Annotated in this window: 18 protein-coding genes; 5 read left to right on the forward strand and 13 right to left on the reverse strand. The window is 72.8% G+C overall.

Going from position 1 to position 20,368, the window contains the following annotated elements:
- Nucleotides 1-44: 44 nt before the first annotated feature.
- Nucleotides 45-458, reverse strand: coding sequence for a hypothetical protein (locus CRP55_RS34800; RefSeq protein ID WP_097325908.1), 414 nt, complete (start codon nt 456-458; stop codon nt 45-47).
- A 90-nt stretch (nt 459-548) separates the two neighbouring features.
- Between CRP55_RS34800 and CRP55_RS34805 the strand changes: the two genes are divergently transcribed.
- A complete protein-coding gene (locus CRP55_RS34805; RefSeq protein ID WP_097325909.1) occupies nt 549-905 on the forward strand; it encodes a DUF6401 family natural product biosynthesis protein in 357 nt (118 codons plus the stop codon).
- Nucleotides 906-2,116: 1,211 nt separating this feature from the next.
- Here the strand turns inward: CRP55_RS34805 and CRP55_RS34810 are convergent.
- The 4 genes from CRP55_RS34810 to CRP55_RS34825 all read right to left on the reverse strand — a co-directional run bounded on the left by CRP55_RS34810 (nt 2,117) and on the right by CRP55_RS34825 (nt 8,008).
- Nucleotides 2,117-2,542, reverse strand: coding sequence for a WD40 repeat domain-containing protein (locus CRP55_RS34810; RefSeq protein ID WP_097325911.1), 426 nt, complete (start codon nt 2,540-2,542; stop codon nt 2,117-2,119).
- Between the two features lie 44 nt (nt 2,543-2,586).
- Nucleotides 2,587-3,072, reverse strand: a complete 486-nt coding sequence (locus CRP55_RS34815) for a hypothetical protein (RefSeq protein ID WP_097325912.1) — start codon at nt 3,070-3,072, stop codon at nt 2,587-2,589.
- Nucleotides 3,073-3,199: 127 nt separating this feature from the next.
- Complete coding sequence (locus tag CRP55_RS34820; RefSeq protein ID WP_097325914.1) at nt 3,200-4,309, reverse strand: hypothetical protein; 1,110 nt, start codon at nt 4,307-4,309, stop codon at nt 3,200-3,202.
- A gap of 87 nt (nt 4,310-4,396) precedes the next feature.
- A complete protein-coding gene (locus CRP55_RS34825; RefSeq protein ID WP_097325916.1) occupies nt 4,397-8,008 on the reverse strand; it encodes an ATP-binding protein in 3,612 nt (1,203 codons plus the stop codon).
- 139 nt (nt 8,009-8,147) lie between these two features.
- Here CRP55_RS34825 and CRP55_RS34830 point away from each other — a divergent pair, with 139 nt between their 5' ends.
- Nucleotides 8,148-8,990, forward strand: coding sequence for a calcium-binding protein (locus CRP55_RS34830; protein WP_097325919.1), 843 nt, complete (start codon nt 8,148-8,150; stop codon nt 8,988-8,990).
- Between the two features lie 24 nt (nt 8,991-9,014).
- On the opposite strand, the gene CRP55_RS34835 is transcribed toward CRP55_RS34830, so the two are convergent.
- Together CRP55_RS34835 and CRP55_RS34840 are read right to left on the reverse strand one after the other, a co-directional pair.
- A complete protein-coding gene (locus CRP55_RS34835) occupies nt 9,015-9,962 on the reverse strand; it encodes a pirin family protein (protein ID WP_097325920.1) in 948 nt (315 codons plus the stop codon).
- 1 nt (nt 9,963) lies between these two features.
- Nucleotides 9,964-10,404, reverse strand: coding sequence for a MarR family winged helix-turn-helix transcriptional regulator (locus tag CRP55_RS34840; protein ID WP_097325922.1), 441 nt, complete (start codon nt 10,402-10,404; stop codon nt 9,964-9,966).
- 58 nt (nt 10,405-10,462) lie between these two features.
- On the opposite strand from CRP55_RS34840, the gene CRP55_RS34845 reads away from it, so the two are divergent.
- Nucleotides 10,463-10,936, forward strand: a complete 474-nt coding sequence (locus CRP55_RS34845; RefSeq protein ID WP_218854773.1) for a GNAT family N-acetyltransferase — start codon at nt 10,463-10,465, stop codon at nt 10,934-10,936.
- Here the strand turns inward: CRP55_RS34845 and CRP55_RS34850 are convergent.
- Entirely contained in the window at nt 10,924-13,536 is a 2,613-nt protein-coding gene (locus CRP55_RS34850; RefSeq protein ID WP_097325926.1) for a hypothetical protein, read from the reverse strand. The genes CRP55_RS34845 and CRP55_RS34850 overlap by 13 nt on opposite strands.
- 110 nt (nt 13,537-13,646) lie before the next feature.
- Between CRP55_RS34850 and CRP55_RS34855 the strand changes: the two genes are divergently transcribed.
- Nucleotides 13,647-14,063 (forward strand): hypothetical protein, encoded by a 417-nt coding sequence (locus CRP55_RS34855; RefSeq protein ID WP_097325928.1) that lies wholly within the window; start codon nt 13,647-13,649, stop codon nt 14,061-14,063.
- Here CRP55_RS34855 and CRP55_RS34860 read toward each other — a convergent pair.
- The 5 genes from CRP55_RS34860 to CRP55_RS34880 all read right to left on the reverse strand — a co-directional run bounded on the left by CRP55_RS34860 (nt 14,060) and on the right by CRP55_RS34880 (nt 18,282).
- On the reverse strand, nt 14,060-14,665 hold the full coding sequence (locus tag CRP55_RS34860; RefSeq protein ID WP_097325930.1) for a Clp protease N-terminal domain-containing protein: 606 nt from the start codon (nt 14,663-14,665) through the stop codon (nt 14,060-14,062). The two genes, CRP55_RS34855 and CRP55_RS34860, sit on opposite strands and share 4 nt — an antisense overlap.
- Before the next feature lies 1 nt (nt 14,666).
- Nucleotides 14,667-14,903 carry a helix-turn-helix domain-containing protein gene (locus CRP55_RS34865; protein ID WP_097325932.1) on the reverse strand — a complete coding sequence of 79 codons (237 nt, stop codon included), beginning with the start codon at nt 14,901-14,903 and terminating at the stop codon, nt 14,667-14,669.
- Nucleotides 14,904-14,995: 92 nt separating this feature from the next.
- The gene (locus CRP55_RS34870) at nt 14,996-15,187 is read right to left on the reverse strand and encodes a DUF3072 domain-containing protein (protein ID WP_097325934.1); all 192 of its coding nucleotides are present in this window, start codon (nt 15,185-15,187) and stop codon (nt 14,996-14,998) included.
- A 29-nt stretch (nt 15,188-15,216) separates the two neighbouring features.
- Nucleotides 15,217-15,987 carry a VOC family protein gene (locus CRP55_RS34875; RefSeq protein ID WP_097325936.1) on the reverse strand — a complete coding sequence of 257 codons (771 nt, stop codon included), beginning with the start codon at nt 15,985-15,987 and terminating at the stop codon, nt 15,217-15,219.
- Nucleotides 15,988-16,134: 147 nt separating this feature from the next.
- Entirely contained in the window at nt 16,135-18,282 is a 2,148-nt protein-coding gene (locus CRP55_RS34880; RefSeq protein WP_097325938.1) for an ATP-binding SpoIIE family protein phosphatase, read from the reverse strand.
- Nucleotides 18,283-18,472: 190 nt separating this feature from the next.
- On the opposite strand from CRP55_RS34880, the gene CRP55_RS34885 reads away from it, so the two are divergent.
- Nucleotides 18,473-20,365, forward strand: a complete 1,893-nt coding sequence (locus CRP55_RS34885; protein WP_097325940.1) for a cellulose binding domain-containing protein — start codon at nt 18,473-18,475, stop codon at nt 20,363-20,365.
- Nucleotides 20,366-20,368: the final 3 nt, after the last annotated feature.

Consider the following 20,368-nt stretch of genomic DNA (forward strand, 5'->3'; position numbering starts at 1 on the left):
GTTCGCGGGCCTTCGGGCCCGCTTTTTCGTGGCCACGCTCGCCCTCAGCGAGACTCGTGGCCCGGTCGCCCATGGGTGCGGCGCTTCTCTTTGAGCTCAGCCTCGTACAGATGGCGCCGCCCGGCCGCCAGCTCGTCCCGCGCCGCCTTCTCGAGGGCGCGGAACTCGGCGTAGTACCCGTCGTCGTACTCCTCGATGATCTGGAACGTCCAGCGGCCGGGGATGACGTTGCGCCCGATGAGCTCCTCCTCGACCCGGTCGGCCAGCGCGTCGTGCCCGGCCTCGCGCAGCAGCGACACGGCCTCGTCGAGCTGGAAGTCCGCCGCCCCCGTGAGCTGATGCATCGCGTAGAGGTGCCCGCGGGCGTGCTCGGTCGTCTCCAGCGCCTCGCTCAGCTTGCCCAGCGCCTCGACAGTGGTGTCGTCCAGGCCCGCCGGCCGGCGGTGGTTCTCATCCATGCTCGGATCTTTCCCCGCGAGAACAGCTTCAACCGAGCTGCACCCGTTCGGAGAACCGTCAGCTACCCCGGCGTCTCTAACTTTCTTCTCATGAATGGTTTGTTCTCCGGCGCCGCCGCCCGTGCTGCTCTCCGCTCCGCCCACGCCGCTCTGACCGAGCTGCACGACACGGTGGGTGTCTCCGGCCTCCCGGCCGCCGACGCCAACCCCGGCCTGATGGCCATCGTCGACCAGCACGCCGCGGGCATCCGCGACAGCCTGTCGGCCGACGTCCGCCCGCTCACCGCGGTCCTGCTGGCCGCCTACGCCGAGGGCGTCCGCGACGCTGCCTTCACCCACGGCTGGCGCCCGCCGGTCACCGTCATCGACTGGTCGGAGAGCGACTGGGTCCTGTGCCGCCTGCTGGCGGTGTGCGCCCTCGCCCAGACCCTGACCATCGCCAACTGAGCTGCCGCCCGTAGCAACGCCGTAGACCGACCTTTCATTTTCGAAGGCCGGTGCCAGGGGATCCCCCGGCACCGGCCTTCCTCATATCCCGGCAGCAGCAGCGGCGGGCCGACATCTCGCCCGGCCTCCAGGTCGACCAAAGAGACCGTGTCGTCCGCGTGAGCCACGTACACCTGAGGCCACGACCGCACGGCCGCGTGCGTGACCGGCGACGGCCGCCGCACCCCGGCAGCCAGCAGATTCCCCGAGGTGTCCCAGGCCCGCGGGGCCGCGCCGTCGCGCCGGCGCACCACGACGCGGGAACCGACGGCCGCGATCGCCACGTCGTCGCCGACCGCCGGAACGACCAGCGGCGGAGCGGTCAGGTCGTCGAGAGGGCAGATCAACATCCCGTCGGACCGGGTGGTGACGGCCAGAACAGGACGGCCGTCGGATGTGGTCGCCGAGACAAAGCCGCTGGCGAACTCGACTTCCGTCGCCACCTCGCCGAGGATCTCGAGATCATCCGCTCGCCATACCCGCGGACGCTTGTGTCCAGCCAACGTGACCAGCACGGCCTGGCCGTTTACCCGAGTTCGAAGCGCGCGGCGGATCCGGCTGACCCCGAGGTCCGGTTCGGGACGGCACAGCTCCCCGGAGGGCAGATCCACCCGATGAAGGCAGGGATCGGGGTGGTGGTCGTTGCCCGCCCCGAAGGCCGCGGCCAAGCCGGCACCGCCGGACCAGGCTTGCACGAAGTGCGGTCGCTCGAAGCCGGGAACCGCGACCCTGCTCAGCACACTGCCGTCGGCACAGTCACGAGCCACCATCACCGCGGCGTCGTCGATGCTGACGATGACATCGGCCGGTTCCGCGCGGGAGATACGGATGATCCGCTCCTCATGGCCAGGAGCCCGGTCGACCGGCTGGTCAAGGTCCCACAACGCCACGACTCCTTCGTCCTCCGAGCCGGTCAGAAGCATCTCCCGCCCCTGCCACCGCACAGATCTCAGACGGGCCGCGGAGACCGGCCCGGCCAGGGACGGCCCGGCCGGCGCCGACGTCTCGGGATCCCACAGCCGCACCCGCCACCACAGCCAGCTGGACGTCACCGAACTTGTACTTCGTCTGGGGCCAGTTCACGCCACGCGCCTGGCCGTCGCGGTGAGCCGCGCCGATCCGTTCACCGGATCGAGAGTCGGATTCGCCCGTTCTCGATCATGGTGAGCCGGTCATGCCCGTCCGCCGGCCATCGCGACCGGGCGGCCGTCGACCAGCCGTCCGGCCGCTATCGCGGCGCTAGTCTCGACCACGCCGAGATCACGCACCTGCCCGAGGCCGAGATCCGAGGCGACCAGGGCACCCGACTCGACGTTCCAGACGCGAAGCCCGTCAAGGTCGCCACTGATCAGTACCGGTCCGGCATCCGAGGAGGCAAACGCCAGACTCAACACCATCGTGTCCACGGGCAGATCGAGCACCGGCCCCGAGACGAGGTCCCAGATGCGTACCCAGTCCCGGCAACCGACAGCCAACAACGGTCGCCGGTCGTCCGAGTGCCACGCGAACGCGGTCAGCGGCCCCGCATGCCATCGGCGGAGCAGGCGTGGGTCGAGGTCTGTTGTGGTTCGCCAGACCGTCTGCCACTCGAAGCTCATCGATGCATGATGGCAGGGGCCGCTGCCGCTGCTCGTGATCCGGATCAGAAGACGAACTCGTAGTCGCCGGTGCGGGAGCTCTGGCTCAGGGTGGTGAAGTCGAGGAACTCGGGCTCCACCGAACCGTCCGAGAAGAACAGGTTGACCTGGAAGCCGAACTTCCACGTGTCGTTGCCGTTCGGGGTGATCGTGATGATGACGTGGTTGTCGGTCAGCGACTCCCAGCGGACGCCCGAGCGGACCGTCATATTGAACGGGCCCTTGGTGCTCTGGTCGGGGAAGAGGCCGAAGAAGCCGCTGGTCACCGCGGCCAGGCCGTTGTCGCCGTTGACGGTGACGCGGACGAAGGTGTCGTTGTCCTTGTCGTCGTTGAACGTGTTGAACGTGATCGACGCGCCGGTCAGGGTGGCGCCGGCCAACGGGGCCGGGGTGGCCGGTGCGGCCGCGGCCGCGCCGGCCGAGCCGAGCAGCAGGGCCATTCCGGCCGCCGCCGCGACCAGGAACCTGATCGCGCGCTTTCGTCGTTCCATGAGGGTCTCTCCTTGCCTTGTGCCGGACGACCCGGATCGGCCCGGGTCGTCCGGCACCATGGCACCGGGCGCTGCGGTGGCGCTGAGTTCCCGCTGACGTGCGGCCGCTGAAACGAGGCTGAAGAGCTCAGTCGCGGTAGATCACGTTCGGCACCCGGATGGGGCCGGTCGACCAGCCGACGGCCCAGACGCGTCCGGAGCTTCGGTCGCCCGCTCCGGCGGCGATCGGGGTGGCCGAGGCGGGCTGGCCGTTGGGGTCGGTGCCGCCGGGGCCGGGCAGCGGGCTCGGGTCGACCGAGAAGCGCCGGCCGTCCCAGTGCTCGACGTGGCCGATCTCGACGTCGGTCGCCGTGATGGTGTAGCCGACCGTCCACACGTCGCCGGCGGCGAACGGGACGAGCCCGGTCACCTCCGTGCCGGCGACCGGCGGCAACTGCTGCCACGTGTCGCCGGAGCGGCGCACGACCAGCGCGGTGCACGGTGTCAGCTCGGTGTCCCCGCAGCGGGTGCCGGCCGCCCACACTTCGGTTCCGGCCCCCGCCACGCTGGTCAGCTCCCCCGCCGCGAGGTCCGGAACGTCGACCGCCTGCCAGGCGACGCCGTCCCAGTGCAGGGCCAGGGGGGCGTCCCGGCCGTCGTCGCGCTGCCGGGAGCCGACCGCCCACGCGTCGGCCGGTCCGCGGGCGAACACCGACGTGAGCCGGGCCGGTGCGCCGAGGTCAGGCACCGGCGTACGCGTCCAGCGCTCCGACGACCAGCGAAGGATCAGCGGGGACGCGCCCGAGGTGCCGGCCGCCCAGCCGTCGTCGGCGGTTCGCAGGTCGACGTCGGCCAGCGCCGAGTCGGCCGGAGTCTGCTCGGTCGGGACCGCGCTCCAGGCCGAGTCCACATAGTGCAGCACCACCGGTGTCGAGTCGCCCGGCTCGGTGGTGCTGCCCACCGCCCACACGTCGCCGGCGCCGACGGCGTCGATCGCGGTGAGAATCTGGGTGCCGGGTGCGGGAACCGGCCGCCAGGCCGATCCGCTCCAGCGGGCGGTCAGCGGATGCAACGTGCCGCCGGAGTCCCGCCAGGAGCCGGCGAACCACACCTCGCCCGGCACCGCGGCGGTCACGTCCTGAAGGATCGTGTCGGTCGCGCCGGCCGGCAGCGGAAACGGTGGTGCGGTGTGCCATTTGGTGACCGGCGCCGCCATGGTCGTCGCCGCCAGCAGCAGCGCGACCGATTGAGTGATCATGTCCCGTGCCCTTTCCCTGGAAAAGGCCATGGTGCTGCTCGGGCGGCGGGAGGGACGGGCTCGTGCGTACGCCTATTACCGGCGGCCTCACCCATATTCGAGGAAGGCCGCGGCGCCGGCCCGGTCGGCCGCGCCCAGCTTGGCGATCACGTGGGCGACGTGTTTCTCGACGGTCCGCGGCGACAGGAACAACCGGCGGCTGATCTCCCGGTTGTCGAGCCGGTCGACGAGAAGCCGCAGCACCTCGTACTCGCGGACCGTGATGCCCCGCTCCCGGACCGGCCCCGGCAACGCGTCGCTGCCCCGCCGATGCTGCGGCACCGAGGCGCCGCTGCGGCGCAGGGCGGCCCGGCAGGCCCGGGCGACGACCGGCGCGGTGCCGTGGAAGTGGGCCGCCGCCATCCGCAGCCACGACGCCGGGTCGCCCCAGGCGCCGCCGGCCGCCTCCGGCGCGATCAGCCGCAGGCCCAGGTGCCGGGCCAGCGGGTACGGCTCGGCCAGGGCCAGGAACCGGGTGATCGCGGCCCCGGCCTCGTCGCGCCGGCCGGCCCGGCCGTGCAGCAGCGCCTCGGACAGGGCCAGGAACTGCTGGTTCCAGCGGGCGCGGCCCTGCGCCGACCGGGCCATCGCGGCGCCGTCGGCCTCGGTGCCGCCGCCGGCCAGGACGGAGAGGAACAGGTGCGGGCCGTGGATCAGCGAGAGGTACGACGTGGGCCGGCGGGCCTCCTCGGCCGCCGCGGCCCGTAGCTCGGCCAGGGCGTCCGGCACCCGCTCGTGCAACAGGTGATCAAAGGCCAGCCCGAGACCGCGTACGGCCGAACCGAAGTCGTCTTTGTCCCCACCCAGCCGCCGGTAACGTGCGTGCAGCGCCTCGACCTGCGCCCCGTCGCCGCGATGGGCGGCCACCATCACCCGCTCGCCCAGCGCGACGAGGGCGGTGTGGTCCAGCCGCAGCCCGGTCGCGGTCCGCTCGCCACGGGCGGTCGCCTCCTCGGCCTCCTTGTACTCGCCGCGGCACAGCCGCACGATCGCCAGCTCCAGCTCGATGTTGAGCGCCGTGACCACCGCGCCGGCCCGGTTGGCCACCTCCAGCGCCTCCACCAGCCGGCCCGGGTCGGCCGCGCGGATGCCGTGGTCGGCGCCCAGGTGGTAGAGCAGGTTCATCCGCCAGGTGACCAGCCCGTTCGCCTCGGCCGTGGCCAGGCCGCGCTCATAGAGGGCGTCCGCCTTCTCGAGGTCGTCCAGCCGCGCGCACCGGCCCAGGGTCTCCAGGGCGCTGCACGCGACGTCCGGCTGACCGGTCGCCTCGGCCGCTCGCAGCGCCCGCCCGGCCAGCCGCCGGGCGGTGTCGCGGCGGCCGGCCACCGCCGGGTCGCCGAAGACCAGCTCCGCGGCGAGCGCGTCCATCCGGGCCCGCGCCCGCGGCTCCGGGTCGTCGCCGAGCAGGCGGCGTGCCTCGGCCAGCTCGCGCAGGCCCTGCTGCCAGTGGCCGGCGGCCGCGGCGACCTGGGCCAGGTGCAGGTGGACGGGCGCGGCGCCGCGGTCCATGCCGGCCGCCAGCTTCTCCGCGTCGTCCACCCGCCCGGCCAGCGCGTAGACCCGGACCAGCTCGGCCGCCACCGTGCCGTCCGGGTCGGCGCCGGGCTCGGACAGCGCTCGTTCGAGCAGCTCGGCGGCGGTGGAGACGGCCCCGCGGGCGGCGGCCCGGCGGCCCGCCTCGGCCCACTGGGCGGCCGCGCGGACCGGCTCCCCGGCGGTCATCCACAGCTCGGCGGTCAGCTGCTCCACGCCGTCGAACGGGGCCGCGCCGCTCAGCCATCCGGCGGCGCGGCGGGCCAGCACGGCCCGTTCCATCGGCAACATCCGGGCCTGGAGCGCGTCGGCGATCAGAGCGTGCCGGAACGCGTACCAGTCCGCCTCGGCCTGCGGCACCAGCAGCTGCGCCCCGACCGCCTCGCGCAGGCCGTCGAGCAGGGCGGTCGTCTCCAGGGCGGCCGCCGCGCCGGCCGCCGCGGCCGGGAACCGGCGGCCGAGCAGCGACGCCGCGGCCAGCACGGTCCGGGCGTCCGGGCCGAGCCGGTCCACCCGGCCGGTCAGGGTGGACCGCAGGCTCGGCGGTACGGGCGGGCAGACCGGGCCGTCGACCTCCCACCGGCCGTCGCGGCGGGTCAGCACGCCCTCGCCGACCATGGTGGCCAGCAGCTCCTCGACGTGCAGCGGGATGCCGTCGGCGCTGGCCAGCAGCTGCTCGATCACCGGTTCCGGCACGGCCTCGGCCGGCGCGTCGAGGCAGGCCCCGGCCAGCTCGGCGACCGCGCCGGCGGGCAGCCGGCACAGCTCCAGCACCCGGGCCGCGCGGCGGTGCCGGGCCGCGGCGACCATGCTCAGCGCCGGGCCGGGGTCGCCGCGGGCGGTGCCGACCACCAGCACCGGTTCCCGGGCGGCGTTGTCGACCAGGTAGTCGACCACGGCCAGGGTCTCCGGGTCGGCGTCGTGCAGGTCCTCCAGGATCAGGACGCAGCCGCGGGGCCGGCTCAGCGACACCGCCAGGCGCAGCACGGCCTCGGCCAGCACCACCAGCGAATCGCCCGCCTCGCCGGCGCCGTCGGCGCGCCACTCGGGCAGCAGGCGGGCCAGCGCCGGCCGGTACGGCAGCAGCGCCGGATCGTCGGGCAGTCCGGTGCGCCGCAGCACCGACAGCAGGGCCTCGGTGAGGGCGCGGAACTGCATGCGGGGCGCGGCGGACCGGCCCCGCAGGACGGTCAGGTCCGACTCCCCGGCCTGCCGCGCGGCCTCGTCGGCGAGCCGGCTCTTGCCGACGCCGGGCTCGCCCACCACGAACACCGCTCCCCCGGCGCCGCCGGCCGCCGCCTCCACCGCCGCGCACACCACGGCCTTCTCGGCGTCGCGGCCGACCAGGGCCGTGCCCACCCGGGTCCGGGCGCGGGCGACCGGCGGCGCCGGAGCGGCCAGCCGCGGGTCCTGCCTGCGCACCGCGGCCTCGAGGTCACGCAGCGACGGGCTCGGCCTGATGCCCAGCTCCTCGTCGAGGGAGCGGCTCAGCCGGCGATAGGCGGCCAGCGCGTCGGCCTGCCGCTCGGCGCGGTAGAGGGCCAGGATCAGCTGGCCGTGCAGCCGCTCGTCCAAGGGATGGTCGCGGGCGTGCCGTTCCAGCTCGGACAGCACCTCGGCGTGGCGGCCCAGCGCCAGGCGGGCCTCGAACGACGCGTACACCGCCCGCAGCCGCAGCGTGGCCAGCCGGTCGGCGTGATCGTCGAGGCCGGGCAGCCCGGCCACGCCGTCCAGCGGCGGTCCGCGCCACAGATCGAGCGCCTGACGGGTGCGCCGGGCCCGCTCGGTCACGTCGGCCGAGCGCAGGGCCCGCTCGACGAGGTCCTCGGCGACCTCGGCGTCGACCGCGCCGCGGGGAAGATCGAGCAGATAGCCGGGCGACCGGGCGACGATGGCGTCCCGGCCGCCGAGCAGGTGGCGCAGCTGGGAGACGTGGCTCTGCAGGGTGTTGCCGGAAACCTCGCCCGGCGCGTCGTGCCAGACCACGTCGACCAGCCGGTCGGCGCTGACCACCCGGCCCCGGTGCAGGGCCAGCATGCAGAGCAGGGCCTGGCGGCGCCGGCCCCGCACCGGGCCCGGCGTCCCGTCGACCTCGACCTCGACGGGGCCGAGCAGCCGCACCTGCACGCGGCCACGCTAGCGGCGTCCCGGCACGGCGGGCCCGGTCAGTCGCTCAGCCGACTGTGCTACTTCGTCACAGCCGCGCTTCAGCGGCACGTCAGCGCCCGGTGCCACGGTGGCGGCTCCATCGACAAGGGAGGACGACGTGTTCCGTCACCATCTGATTCCGGCGCTCGGCGGCGCGACCCTGCTCGGGGCCGCGCTGTCGGCCGCGCCCGCTGTGGCCGCGACCCCCGGCTGTTACGGGGACTGCCAGCCGGGCGTGGTCCGCTCGGCCGGGATCCTCAAGTACGACACGACGATCGGCGTGAACGACCGGATCACGGTCGCGGTCAGCGGCGGGGTGCTGACCGTGACCAACCCGGCCGGCACGCTCACCGCGGGCGCCGGCTGCACGCTCGTCGACGCCCACCAGGCCCGCTGCCAGGCCGCGACCAGCACGTTCGGCATCTCGCTGCGCAGCCTCGACGGCGCCGACACGGTCGTCAACGCCACCGGCATCGCCGCTTCGATCAAGGCGGGCGACGGCGACGACCGGGTGACCGGCGGATCCGGCGACGACACGCTCAGCGGCGGCTTCGGGGCCGACGTGCTCCAGGGCGGCGGCGGCTCCGACACGGCCACGTACTCCGAGGTCGGCAGCCGGCTCGGCGTGACGGCCGACCTCGACGGCGCGGCCGGCGACGACGGCAGCTCCGAGGACGGGCCGGCCGGCGCCCGCGACACCATCGCCGCCGACGTGGAGAACCTGGTCGGCACGATCGTCGACGACGTGCTGAGCGGCAACGCGGGCCGTAACGTCATCGACGGCCGCGGCGGTCACGACCGGGTGCTGGGCCTCGGCGGCGACGACGACATCACCGCGCATGGCGGCGGCACCCTCGACGGCGGCGCGGGCGCCGACCACTGCGTCTCCGACCTGCGCCTGGTGCCGGACCCGGCCGACGTCTTCGTGGGCTGCGAGCGCACCGAGGTCATCACGCCGTAACGGCCGTCATCCCCGTCGTACGGCTCAGTCGGTGTGCGGCATCCGGACGGCGGGGACGACGCCCAGGCGGCCCTTCTGGTAGTCCTCGAAGGCCTGCTTGAGCTCGGCCTTCGTGTTCATGACGAAGGGCCCGTACATGGCCACCGGCTCGCCGATGGGGCGGCCGCCCATGATGAACAGGTCCATCTCGTCGTGGGCGTTGACCCGGATCGAGTCGCCCGTGCCGTGGGTGGCGAGCTGGCCCATCCGGATCGGGCGCTTGTCGGCGCCGACCGTTCCGCGGCCGGACAGCACGTAGACCAGGGCGTTGTACGTGCGCTGCCACGGCAGGTCGAGCTGGGCGCCGGGCTGCAGCGTGACGTGGGCCAGGTTGATCGGGGTGAAGGTGGAGCCGGGACCCTGGTGGCCGGCCACCTCGCCGGCGATGACCCGGATCAGGCTGCCGCCGTCGGGGGTGGTGAGCAGGGCGGATTCCCTGCCTCGGATGTCCTGGTACTTCGGGTCGATCATCTTGGCCGCGCTGGGCAGGTTCACCCACAGCTGGAGGCCGTGGAACAGGCCGCCGCTCGTGACCAGGTGCTCCGGCGGGGCCTCGATGTGCAGGATGCCGCGGCCGGCCGTCATCCACTGGGTGTCGCTGTTGGTGATCGTGCCGCCGCCGCCCAGGGAGTCCTGGTGGTCCATGATGCCGTCGATCATGTAGGTGACGGTCTCGAAGCCGCGGTGCGGGTGCCACGGCGTGCCCTTGGGCTCGCCCGGCGCGTAGTCGACCTCACCCATCTGGTCGAGGTGGATGAAAGGGTCAAGTTCTTCCAGGGGTACGCCCGCGAAGGCGCGCCGGACCGGGAAACCCTCACCCTCGTAGCCCTGAGGGGCGGTGGTCAGGCGGCGGACCGGGCGGACGGCCGCGGTCTGGTCGAGCTGCGGAAGCCGGGGCAGGACGAGGACGTCGTCGACGGTGATGGCGGGCATCTCAGGACTTCCTTACTTTGCTGAACACGCGGGTGATCACTTCGAGCTCGTCGGGGTCGAGGCGGTTGATGAAGCTGTCGCGGACGGTGACCAGGTGCATGGGGGCGGCGGCCTCGAGGGCGGCCAGCCCCTCGTCGGTCAGCACGGCCTCCTGGCCCCGGCCGTCCTCGGGACAGGGCTGCTTGCGGACCAGGCCGCGCTTGACCATGGAGCTGATCTGGTACGTGATGCGGCTCGGCGAGAAGACCAGGCGGCCGGCCAGCTCGCCCATGCGGAGCCGGTGCTCGGGGGCCTCGGAGAGCACCACGAGAACGTGGTAATCGTTCATGCTGAGACCGGTGTCGGCGCGCAACTCGTCCTCGAGGTGGGTGTGCAGCGCCCACGAGCTCTCGATGAAGGTGCGCCAGGCGATCGCCTCGGCGTCGGACAGCGGTTCGGCCATGACAAATACTGTATCTCTTTCAAATCTGAAATAACAAGCGTCGCCTAGCATGATCTGCATGACTGCGCGCCAGGCCGTTCCCGGGGACGCGGCGGAGCTGGTCCGGCTCCGCGCCGTGATGTTGCGGAGCTTCGACCGCGGCACGAGCTGGGACGACGACTGGCGCGAGCCGGCCCGCCAGACCCTGGTCAAGAAGCTGTCCGAGCCCGAGCCGGTCCTCACCGCCTTCGTGGTCGACCGCGCCGGGGGCGGCCTCGCGGCCTGCGCCGTCGGCACCATCGAGCAGCGCCTCGGCGGCCCCGGCGACCCGGCCGGCCGGATGGGCTACGTCTTCAGCGTCGTCACCGACCCGGACGAGCGCCGCCGCGGCCATTCCCGAGCCTGCCTGACCGCGCTCATCGCCTGGTTCCGCGCCCAGGGCATCCACCGGGTCGACCTGCGCGCCTCCTCCGACGGTGAGCCGCTCTACGAGTCGCTCGGCTTCCGCCGCACCGCCGACCCCGCGATGAGGTTGAGGCTTCAGGAGGGCTGAGCGCGCCGGGCCACGTACTGCCGGAAATGGCCGGCCCAGCGCCGGACCACGTCGTCGACCGGCTCGAGCCACTGGGTCGGCACGTCCGGGAGCGGGAGTCCGGACGACCGCAGCAGGCACTCGACCGGGATGATGTCGCGACCGCGGGTGGAGGGCCCGGCGAGCTCGTCGCGCAGCCGCGCCAAGCGGTCGTGGTCGCCGGCGAGCAGCGCGGTGCAGGCCTCGGCCGTCGCGTAGCGAAATCCGATCCGTCCCTGGGACATCTCGTCCAGGACCCGGAGCCGGCCGATCGCCGCGGCGATGTCGGCCGGATCGGAGCGGTGCAGCAGGACCGTGGCCAGCAGCGCGCTGCGGGTCGCCACCACATGACCGGCCAGCTCCGCCTGCTCGGCGAACTCCAGGACCTCGTCCAGATGGACGTCGTCGCGCAGGAGCGCCTTGCGCGCGAGCAGCGTGCCCAGTTCTTCCAGGTGCTCGCGCTGACGGCCGGCCGACCGCAGCATCTCGACCTTGTCGGCCACCTCGGCGAAGTAGCGCTCGGGCCGGCCGTGCGCGTATTCGGCCATCCGCCGGATGTGCCCCTCCGACTTGGTGCCCGCCCCCGCCGTCCGGGCGTCGGCGAAGCGGCGGGCCATGCTCAGCGTCAGCGGGCCCTGGGCCAGGTTGATCCGGCTGGGCGACCGGGCGACCAGCTCGTCGAAGACCGCGAGCGACTCGCCCCATCGGTAACGGCCGCGCAGGGCGTAACCGAGGTGCCGGCCGGCCGGGACGGCGAGGGCGTGGTCGGCGTCGAAGATGCCGCGGAGCAGCGCGATGCGCTCGTCGAACGGCGTCTCGATGTCCTTGGCCCGGATGAAGTCGAGCACGAGACGCCCGTACGCCGTCTCGCTCTCCGCCGGCACCCGCGACCGCAGGCCCTGCACCGACGGGCTGAACACGATGGCCCGGGACAGCCAGTCCACGTACGTCTCGCTGGGCGGCGGACCGAGGTCGGTCCGCTGCTCGCAGACCAGCACGACGGCCAGGCCGACCAGGTCGAGGACGGCCCGGTTGTCCCCGCGATCCTTGGCCTCGTCGTGCAGCCGGCGGACCTCGGCCGCGGCCCGGCCGGCGGCCAGCTCCCAGTCGCGTTCCGACCAGCCGTGGGCGATCTGGTGGTCGGCCTTGCGGATGGCCTCCCGGACCGCGTCGTGCATCCGGTACGGGAAGCGGCCACCGCCGTGCCGGTCGATCATCGGGCGGCGGACCGCGCGCTCGGCGCAGCCGTGGTCGACGCCGGCCGCGGCGGCGATCAGGCCCGGGTCGAAGAGCCGGAACAGGGCGGCGGCCCGGATGGCCCGCTGCTCGTCGGGCGGCACGTCGTCGAGGATGCGCATGACCAGCGAGCCGAGCGACCCCGTGACGTCGGACGCCTCGACCCGGCGCCCCGGGCCGGCGTCCTTGATCGAGAGGGCGACCTGCCGGGCCAGCTCGAGATATTGCGGCAGACCGGCCGAGGAGCGGACGAGCTCGTCCACCACGTCGTCGTCCATCGGCAGGTCCTGCCGCTCGCGGGCCCGCAGGATCAGCGCCCGGGTGTCGGCCGGCGACAGGTTGCCGACCAGATGCTGGCGGGGGTTGTCGTCCGCGCCCGGCACCAGCCCGGGCCAGGTCCAGGGGCCGCGGTGGACCACGTCGACCTGCTTCTCGTCGTACCAGTCGATCATCTCGCGCCCGGTCAGTACGAACAGCACGTTCGGCATGCCGTGCACCAGCTTGTTGAGATGTCCCTCGGAGACCCGCCGCGGGTCGAGGGCGAGCCTCTCGGTGGTGTCGACGAAGACCACGAGCAACGGGGCCGGGGTGATCTGGGCGAGCTCCCAGGAGAGCGCGGCCGCGATCTCGCAGGCGAGCGCCGGCCGCGGCTCGGTCGGGCTGGGCTCGTCGGCGCAGCGCAGCAGGAAGTCCTCGAAGCCCGGATACGCCTCGATGGCCAGTCGCAGCTCCCGCTGCCGCCGCAGCTCGCCGACCAGTTTGCGCACGCCGCGCACGCCGAGCGTGGTGGGCGTGCCGACGATCCATTCGGCCGCCGAGCCGAGGTCCTTGAGGATCTCGCCGGCGGTCTCCGCGACCACGTTCTCCAGTTCGTCGCGGCCGCGGAAGGCGGGCAGTGGCTCACCCGGCCGCACGGCCGACCAGTACGCGGCGAAGGCCAGGTCGAAGACCGGCCACCGGCGGCGGACGTGGGCCAGGCCCGCCCGCATGGCGAGCAGCGCCGCCGGCAGGTCCATCTGACCGGCCGAGCCGTGCAGATCGATGCGGGCGGTGGCGTCGACCTTGGTCGACGGCAGGGCGCCCCAGCCGTTGACGATCGGCAGGCCGCGGCGTACCCAGGCCTCCAGCCTTTCGGAGAGGGCGGTCTTGCCGATGCCGCCCATGCCGTAGAAGGTGAGCACGTTGTGCCGGGCCGCGCCGACCTCGTCGTCGCTGTCGAGCATCCGCCGGAAGCGTTTCAGCGTCGACCGGAAGGCCTGCGACTCGGACTCGCGATCGGTGAACAGCTCGCCCGCGTGCGGTGGCCCGTCGCGGCGCGGCCCGCCTCCCGGCGGAGGTACCCTCATCGGCTGCCTTTCCGAAGTCTGATGTGGATCCGGCTTCGGATGCATTCTGTGGTGATCGCGTGACGGAATGAATGGGCCAATCAGCTGATCTGGCCCTATCATCACCACGCATGGCGTACCGGGTCGAGTACAACGGTGAGGACATCGACTTCGCCACGCTCGACGCGGCGCTCGATCGGGCCCGGCGGGTCATCGCGGACGACATCGGCCGCCTCGACGGCTGGACCGTGGAGCACGACGAGACGGTCAACGACTGGTTCGTTCAGGGTGTACGCAACGGGCGGCGCATCGGGCCCACGGCGGTGGTGACCGGCCCGCGCGGGACGACGACGGCGGCCGCCGTGACCGGCGCGCCCACCGTCTTCGAGGAGTGGGAGCGCCGGGTCGTCTTCATCGGGCGGACGCCGGCCGAGGCCTTCGCGATGGCCTCCGAGTGGCTCACCCGGCGGCCCGACATCGAGGCGCTGGGCGACGTCGGCTGGCACCGCACGGCCGACGGCCACCAGTTGCGCCTCTATTACCGCTAGGCGGCCTGGCTCCGCAGGGAGCGGGTGAGGTCGTCGCGGAGGCGATCGAAGTCGACCTCCTTCTCGCTCAGGATCAGCATGGCCAGGCCCTCGCCCTCACGGATCAGGCCGAGCGCGATGTGCTCGGGGGCGATGAACTTCTGGTTGAGCCGGATCGCCTCGCGCAGCGACAGCTCCAGCACCTTCTTGTTGCGCTTGGTGAACGGAACGTGGTTGGTGCCGGCGTAGAAGCGGCCGAACAGCCCGCGCTTCTTCGGCGCGGGGCGGGGAAGCTTGAGGGCGCCGGCGCCGAAGTTCTGCTCGATCGCGGCCCGTACGGCGTCGAGGTCGATCCCGATCGCCTTGAGGGCGGCCTTGTCCTCGGCGTCGGCGTCGACCGGCGAGAGGGGCGGGGTCCGTTCGACTTTTCGGCGCGCTTCATCCCGTACGAAATCAGCAGTCACGCCTTTGTCTCTGAGAGCCGTGGCGACGGCGCCGTCCGGATCGGCGACCAGCGCGATCAGCACGTGCTCGGTGCCGATGTGGCCGTGGCCCAGCGCGCGAGCCTCCTGCTGGGCCCGGATGACGACCTCGCGGGCCGCGGTGGTGAATCGCTCGAACATGTCAGTCCTCCCGTGGATCCTGCGCCGGCATCAACCGCGCGTGCTTTTTGTGTACGCCCTGGCGGGTCACCTCGAGCGCGTCGGCGATCTCCTGCCAGGACCAGCCCTTACGGCGGGCGTTGGCCACCTGGAGATGCTCGAGACCCTCGAGCAGGCGGCGCAGGGCCACGACGGCGCGCAGCCCGACCCGGGGATCGGCGCTGCTGGCCGCCGCGGCGAGATCGGTTGCTTCGGTCATGCTGTCAACTTACGTTGACAGTCCACCGGTGTCAACCAAAGTTGACGAGGAGGGCGGAAAAAGGGCCGACCCACGTGGGTCGGCCCTTTTGATCAGCGGCCGCGGCCGGTCTTCTCCTGCAACTCGTCGATCTTCTCCGACGCCTCAGCCTTGGTCAGGCCGTCCGGCACCTCTTCTTTCGCCTCGGTGGCGAGAGTGTGCAGGTAAGACTCCTGGGCGCCGGTCGCCGGCTCGTCACCGGTGGTCCAGTCCGACGGGTCTTTCTCGGCGTTCGTCGTCGTCATCAGCTCTCCTCCTTCGAACGCCTGTTCTCTTACCCGCCGTACGTCAACTCCATGCCGATGATGTCGTTGTAGGCGACGTCGAGCCGCACCTCACGGGCGACCGGCGAGGTCACCGCGAACGACCCGCCGAACGGGTCGATGATCTCGGCGTAGCAGCCCAGGCCCAGCTCGACCGGCCCGTTGACCACGCGGCCACCCAGCCCGGCGACCCGGTCGATGGCGTCCGAGCAGTCGGCGACCTGGAATGACGGCTGCCAGCGGGCGCCGTAGCGGCCGGTGATCAGCCCGGCCACCGAGTCGTGGGCCTCGGTCAGCCACTCGCCGCTGCCGAACTCGTGGGTCAGCGTCCAGCCGAAGACCCGCGCGTAGAACGACGTCGCCGTGGCCACGTCGTCGGTCAGCAGGTCGGCCCAGGCCATCGTGCCCGGCACGCCGCGCTCCTGCATGCCCGAGAAGCCCGCCGCCTGCCACAGACCGAAGACCGCGCCGGCGCCGTCGGCGACGATCGCGCTGCGGGCCCCGTCGCGCTCCTCGGGCCAGGTCAAGGCTCTTCCGTACGCCTGCGCGACACGCTCGGCCGTGCCCTCGAGATCGGGGGCGGCCAGATAGGTCAGCCAGCCCTCGGGCCGATCCGACCGGCTCCGGCTGAGCCCGGCCACCGCGCGGCCGTCGAGCATGAATCGATCACCGTCGAGCCGCCAGCCGAAGAGTCCGCCGTAGAAACCGGCGGCTTCATCCGGGTTCGACGTGGTGAGCTCCACCCAGCAGGGCGTGGACGGCGCAAAGCCTCTGATCCGCATATACCGCTCCAACGTGGACGTCCCCGATTTGCGAATGACTCTACGGCAATGAATACGCGCCGTCACTACCCCGGGGTTCAATGTCCGCTTTAGAACGTCTTTCCGCTACACAAGGTGACCGTACGTACGTTACATGTAACGTGATCGTTAATCTGCTGACGAGTCGCCGGCCGTGGGAGCGCTCCTGGGCGGCACGAGCATCTCGAACCACACCGTCGACCCCCGCACCGACGGGTCGGTGCCCCACGAATCGCTCAACTCTTCAATCAAACCGAGCCCGCGCCCACGACTGCTCATCGTGTCCGTGTGCGCACGGATCACCGTGCCCCGGGTGCCCGTGTCGGCCACCGAGACCAGCAGCCGCTCCGCGTTCAGGTCGATGTGCACCTGAGCCGGCGTGCCCGCGTGCAGCAGCGCGTTGGTGGTCAGCTCGCTCGTGCACAGGATGGCGGCGCCGATCACCGCCTCGGGCAGGCTCCACTCCCGAAGCCGGGTGGTCATCCACTGCCGGACCCGGGACGGCCCGGTCGGCTCGGCCGGCACCAGCATGGTCGCCGACCGGCTCATCGCGACCGCACGCTCCACCGCGAGCACGGCGACGTCGTCGTCGGTCGCGCCCGGCACCGCGGTCGTCGCCAGCGCACACAAGTTCCGCGGATCGCCACTGGCCGCCGAGGCGGTCACCGCGACCAGCGCGTCCAGGCCGTCGTTGAGCGCGCGGCCGCGGCGCTCCACGACACCGTCGCTGAACATCAGGATGGTGTCGCCCGGCTCGAGCCGCACCTGACCGGTCTGCCAGCGGCCGCCCAGGCCCAGCGGCGCGCCCGGCGGCACCTTGACCAGCTCGGCCGTGGGCGCCTCGCCGGCCACCCCGGCCCGGCGCAGCACCGGCGGCGGATGGCCGGCGCTGGACATCGTGATCGTGCCGTCGGCGGGATCGAGCACCCCGTACACGACCGTCACGAAGATCTCCTCGTTGCGCGACTCGGCGCCCAGCGAGCCGACCAGCCGGTCGAGTCCGGCCAGGACGCTCGGCGGGGCCGGATCGGTCAGCGCCATCGCCCGCAGGGCCGCCCGCACCTGGCCCATCACGGCCGCGGCCCGCACGTCGTGCCCCGCGACGTCACCGAGCACCATGGCCAGACGGCCGTCGAGCAGGGTGAACGCGTCGTAGAAGTCACCGCCGGCCGCGTTGCCGTCCACACCGACGTCGTAGCGGGCGGCGATGCGGAACGTGTCCAACTCGGGCAGATGCTCCGGCAGCATGCTCCGCTGCAACAGCTGGGCCGTGCCGTGCTGGGCCTCGAACCGGCGGGCCCGCTCGGCCGCCTGGCCGACCAACTGGGCCGCCGCGTGCAGCAGCGCGCGCTCGGCCGGCAGCCAGGTGTGCGCGTGGCGGTAGCCGACGGTCAGCGCGCCGGTCAGCGACGCGGTCCGCAGCGGCAGCGAGGCCAGCGACCGGACCCGCTGCTCGTGACGGTCGGTGGCGACCTCCCGCAACGGCTCGCCGTCGGTCACGAAAGAGGGCGTGCCGCTGGTCGCCGCGGCCACCAGCGGGGCCCGGGGGTCGTTGGCCGCGCGTTTCCACACCGGGGGCAGGCGCTCGTCGGCCTCGTCGAGCATCTCGCCGCGGATGCGGCGCACATAGCGGTAGGCGCCGCCGTCGTCGACGGCGAAGACGCAGTGGTCGACGTCGAACGAGGCCGAGGCGTAGCCGAGCACGACCCGGGCCACGTCGTCGACGGTGAGCGCTCCGGCCAGCCGGGCGGTCAGGTCGCCCAGGCTCTGCAGCCGGCGGGTGACCTGGGTGGTCTCGGCGGCCACGGTCAGCACGCCGGCGATCTCGCCCCGCCGGTCGAGCACGACGGAGTGGCCGCGCGTGAAGAAGGCCTGCTCGGGCCGGCCGGCCGGGCCGCGGACCACGGTCAGCTGGGTCTCGGCCTCGAGGAAGGGCTGGCCGGTGCGGTAGACGTCCTGCACGGCGCCGCCCAGGCCGGGGGCGCGCCACAGGTCACCGAAGGCCTCGGCGGCCGGGCGGCCCAGCGCGGAAGGATGCAGGGAGCCGATCAGGTCCGCGTACGCGTCGTTGTAGATCAGCAGGAAGTCGTCACCATGGCTGTACGCCATCGGCATCGGCGAGCCCAGGATCAGCTCGATGGTCGCGGCGACGGCCGGGTCCCAGCCGTCGCGGGCGCCGAGGGCGGTCGACGACCAGTCGGCCTCGTGCACGAGACGCGACGCCGAAGGCAGCTCAGGCATGACTGAAGGGCTCACCCCACCCGTGCTGCCGGCCATGCTCGAAAGCGTATCCCGACTCCGCCATTCGGACGATGCCGCACCGGCCAACCGTCCGATTCTTGACGGTACGACCAGTCCGCACTATCCGGAGCGTGCCCAGCCCACCCCGCGCGAAGTCACTGAGGGTAGCCGATTGTTGCTCCGGAGCGCGTCGCCGTCCTTAACTTGCTCACTTATAGTCGCGGCCGTGACCGAGGACCGCCGCCCCCGCCATGGCGCACCGGACTACCGCGCCGACGTGCGGCAGAGCCCGGGCACCGACGCCTCCTTCTCCGCCGCGCCGCCTTCCGCCGCTCCGCCTTCCGCCGCTCCGCCTTCCGCCGCGGAGACGACGCGGTTCGAGGCGCCCCGGCCCTCGTTCGACCCGTCATGGCCGCCCCGCCGCGACGCTTCGTGGCCGGAGCCGGCGGCTTCATGGCCAGGACAGGCTTCCGGTACGCAGGAGCAGCCACCCCGGACCGGCGAGATCCCCCATCAGCGCACCGGCGGCGCCGAGTGGAACGGCGCCGCGGCGGCGGACGAGACGTGGGCCGAGCCGAACGGCTATGCCTATCCGGCCGAGGGCGACGGATACGACCGCGACCAGGCAGCCGGATATAACGGATATGTCGCTAATGAAGCGTATCCGACGTCGATGGGACGCGAGGAGCCCCCCGCGAACGGCTACGACGCCTTCGGCCAGAACGACGCCTACCCCGCGGACCACAACGAGGGCTACCCCGCCGGCCACGATGGGAACTACCCGGCGGGTCACGGCGAGAGCTACCCCGCCGGCCACGACGGGAGCTATTCCGCCGGCCATGACGGCAACTACCCGGCGGGTCACGACGCCTACGCCCGGAACGAGACCTACGGGCCTGGTGGCGCGGGATACGAGCGGGACGTCGACGAGTACGGGCGGGACGCGGGTGCGTACGGGCCGGAGGGTGACGCCTATGCGCGGGGCCGGGACGCCTTCGGGCCGCCGGACGGTGCGTATGACCAGGATTTCTCCGAGGCGCCGGCCGGCGGGCTGGGGCCGGAGGCTGAGGCCTATCCGCGTGATGGCGCCGGCCTGGGGATGAACGACGGCTCGTACGGGCGGGAGGGGTCGGCTTTCGGGCCGGGCTCCGAGACGTACGAGCACGAGGGTGTCGAGGCCGACCCGTACGCGCGCTTTGCGGAGGGCGAGGACTCGTACCGGCAAGAGGGTGTGAAGGCCGAATCGGCGGAGAGTGACCCCTGGGTGGGGCGGGCCGATGCGGCGGCGGGTGGGCGGCTCGCGGAGGCCGAGACCGCGCTGTTCGCGGGGCCCTGGAGTGAGACTGAGAACGGGACCGTGGCGGGTGAGACCGCCATGATCGATCTGTCCACGCCGCGGGCCGAGCCTCGCAGCCACCGGGAAGGGAACCGGCGCCGGGCCGGAGTGGTCGCGCTGGCGGCGGCCGGCGTGTTCCTGGCGGGGGCGGCCGGCTACATCGTGTTGCGGCCGGACTCGTCGCCGGCGCCCACCACTGCGGCCGTGGCCACGTCGGCGCCGGTCGAGGAGGCCGAACCCACGGTGGACGCTCCCACCACCGAGGCCACGACCACGGCGCCGTCGGCTTCGGCCTCGCCCGCGAGCACCAGCGCGTCGCCGTCCGCCACCGCGTCACCCTCGGCCACCACGGCGCCGACCACGAAGGCCGCGACAGCGCCACCGCCCGTGCTCAACACGCCGGTCACGGTGAAACCCACGACCACCGCAGCCCCGAAGCCGACCAAGACGCTCGTGCCCGCGCCGACCACGCCCGCCTCGGCTCCGCTGACCGCGGTCTACGGGTTCGACAACAGCGGTGACGGTGGGTACGAGGGCACGGTCACCGTGAACAACCCCAACTCGGCGGCCGTCACAGACTGGCAGGTCAGGCTCACCATCCCGAGCGGCGCCACGATCAGTGTCCTCAGTGGCGGCGTCTCGGCGTCGGCGAGCGGCAGCCGGGTCACCTTCAGCGGTGCCACCATCGGCGCCCGGAACTCGGTGACCTTCACCTTCGGCATGCAGTCCGACGGCGACGACCTGCCCAGCGGCTGCACGATCAACGGAAACGCCTGCTCCTGAACG

This window comes from Paractinoplanes atraurantiacus, assembly GCF_900215205.1.
In the GTDB taxonomy this organism is placed as follows: Bacteria; Actinomycetota; Actinomycetes; order Mycobacteriales; family Micromonosporaceae; genus Actinoplanes; species Actinoplanes atraurantiacus.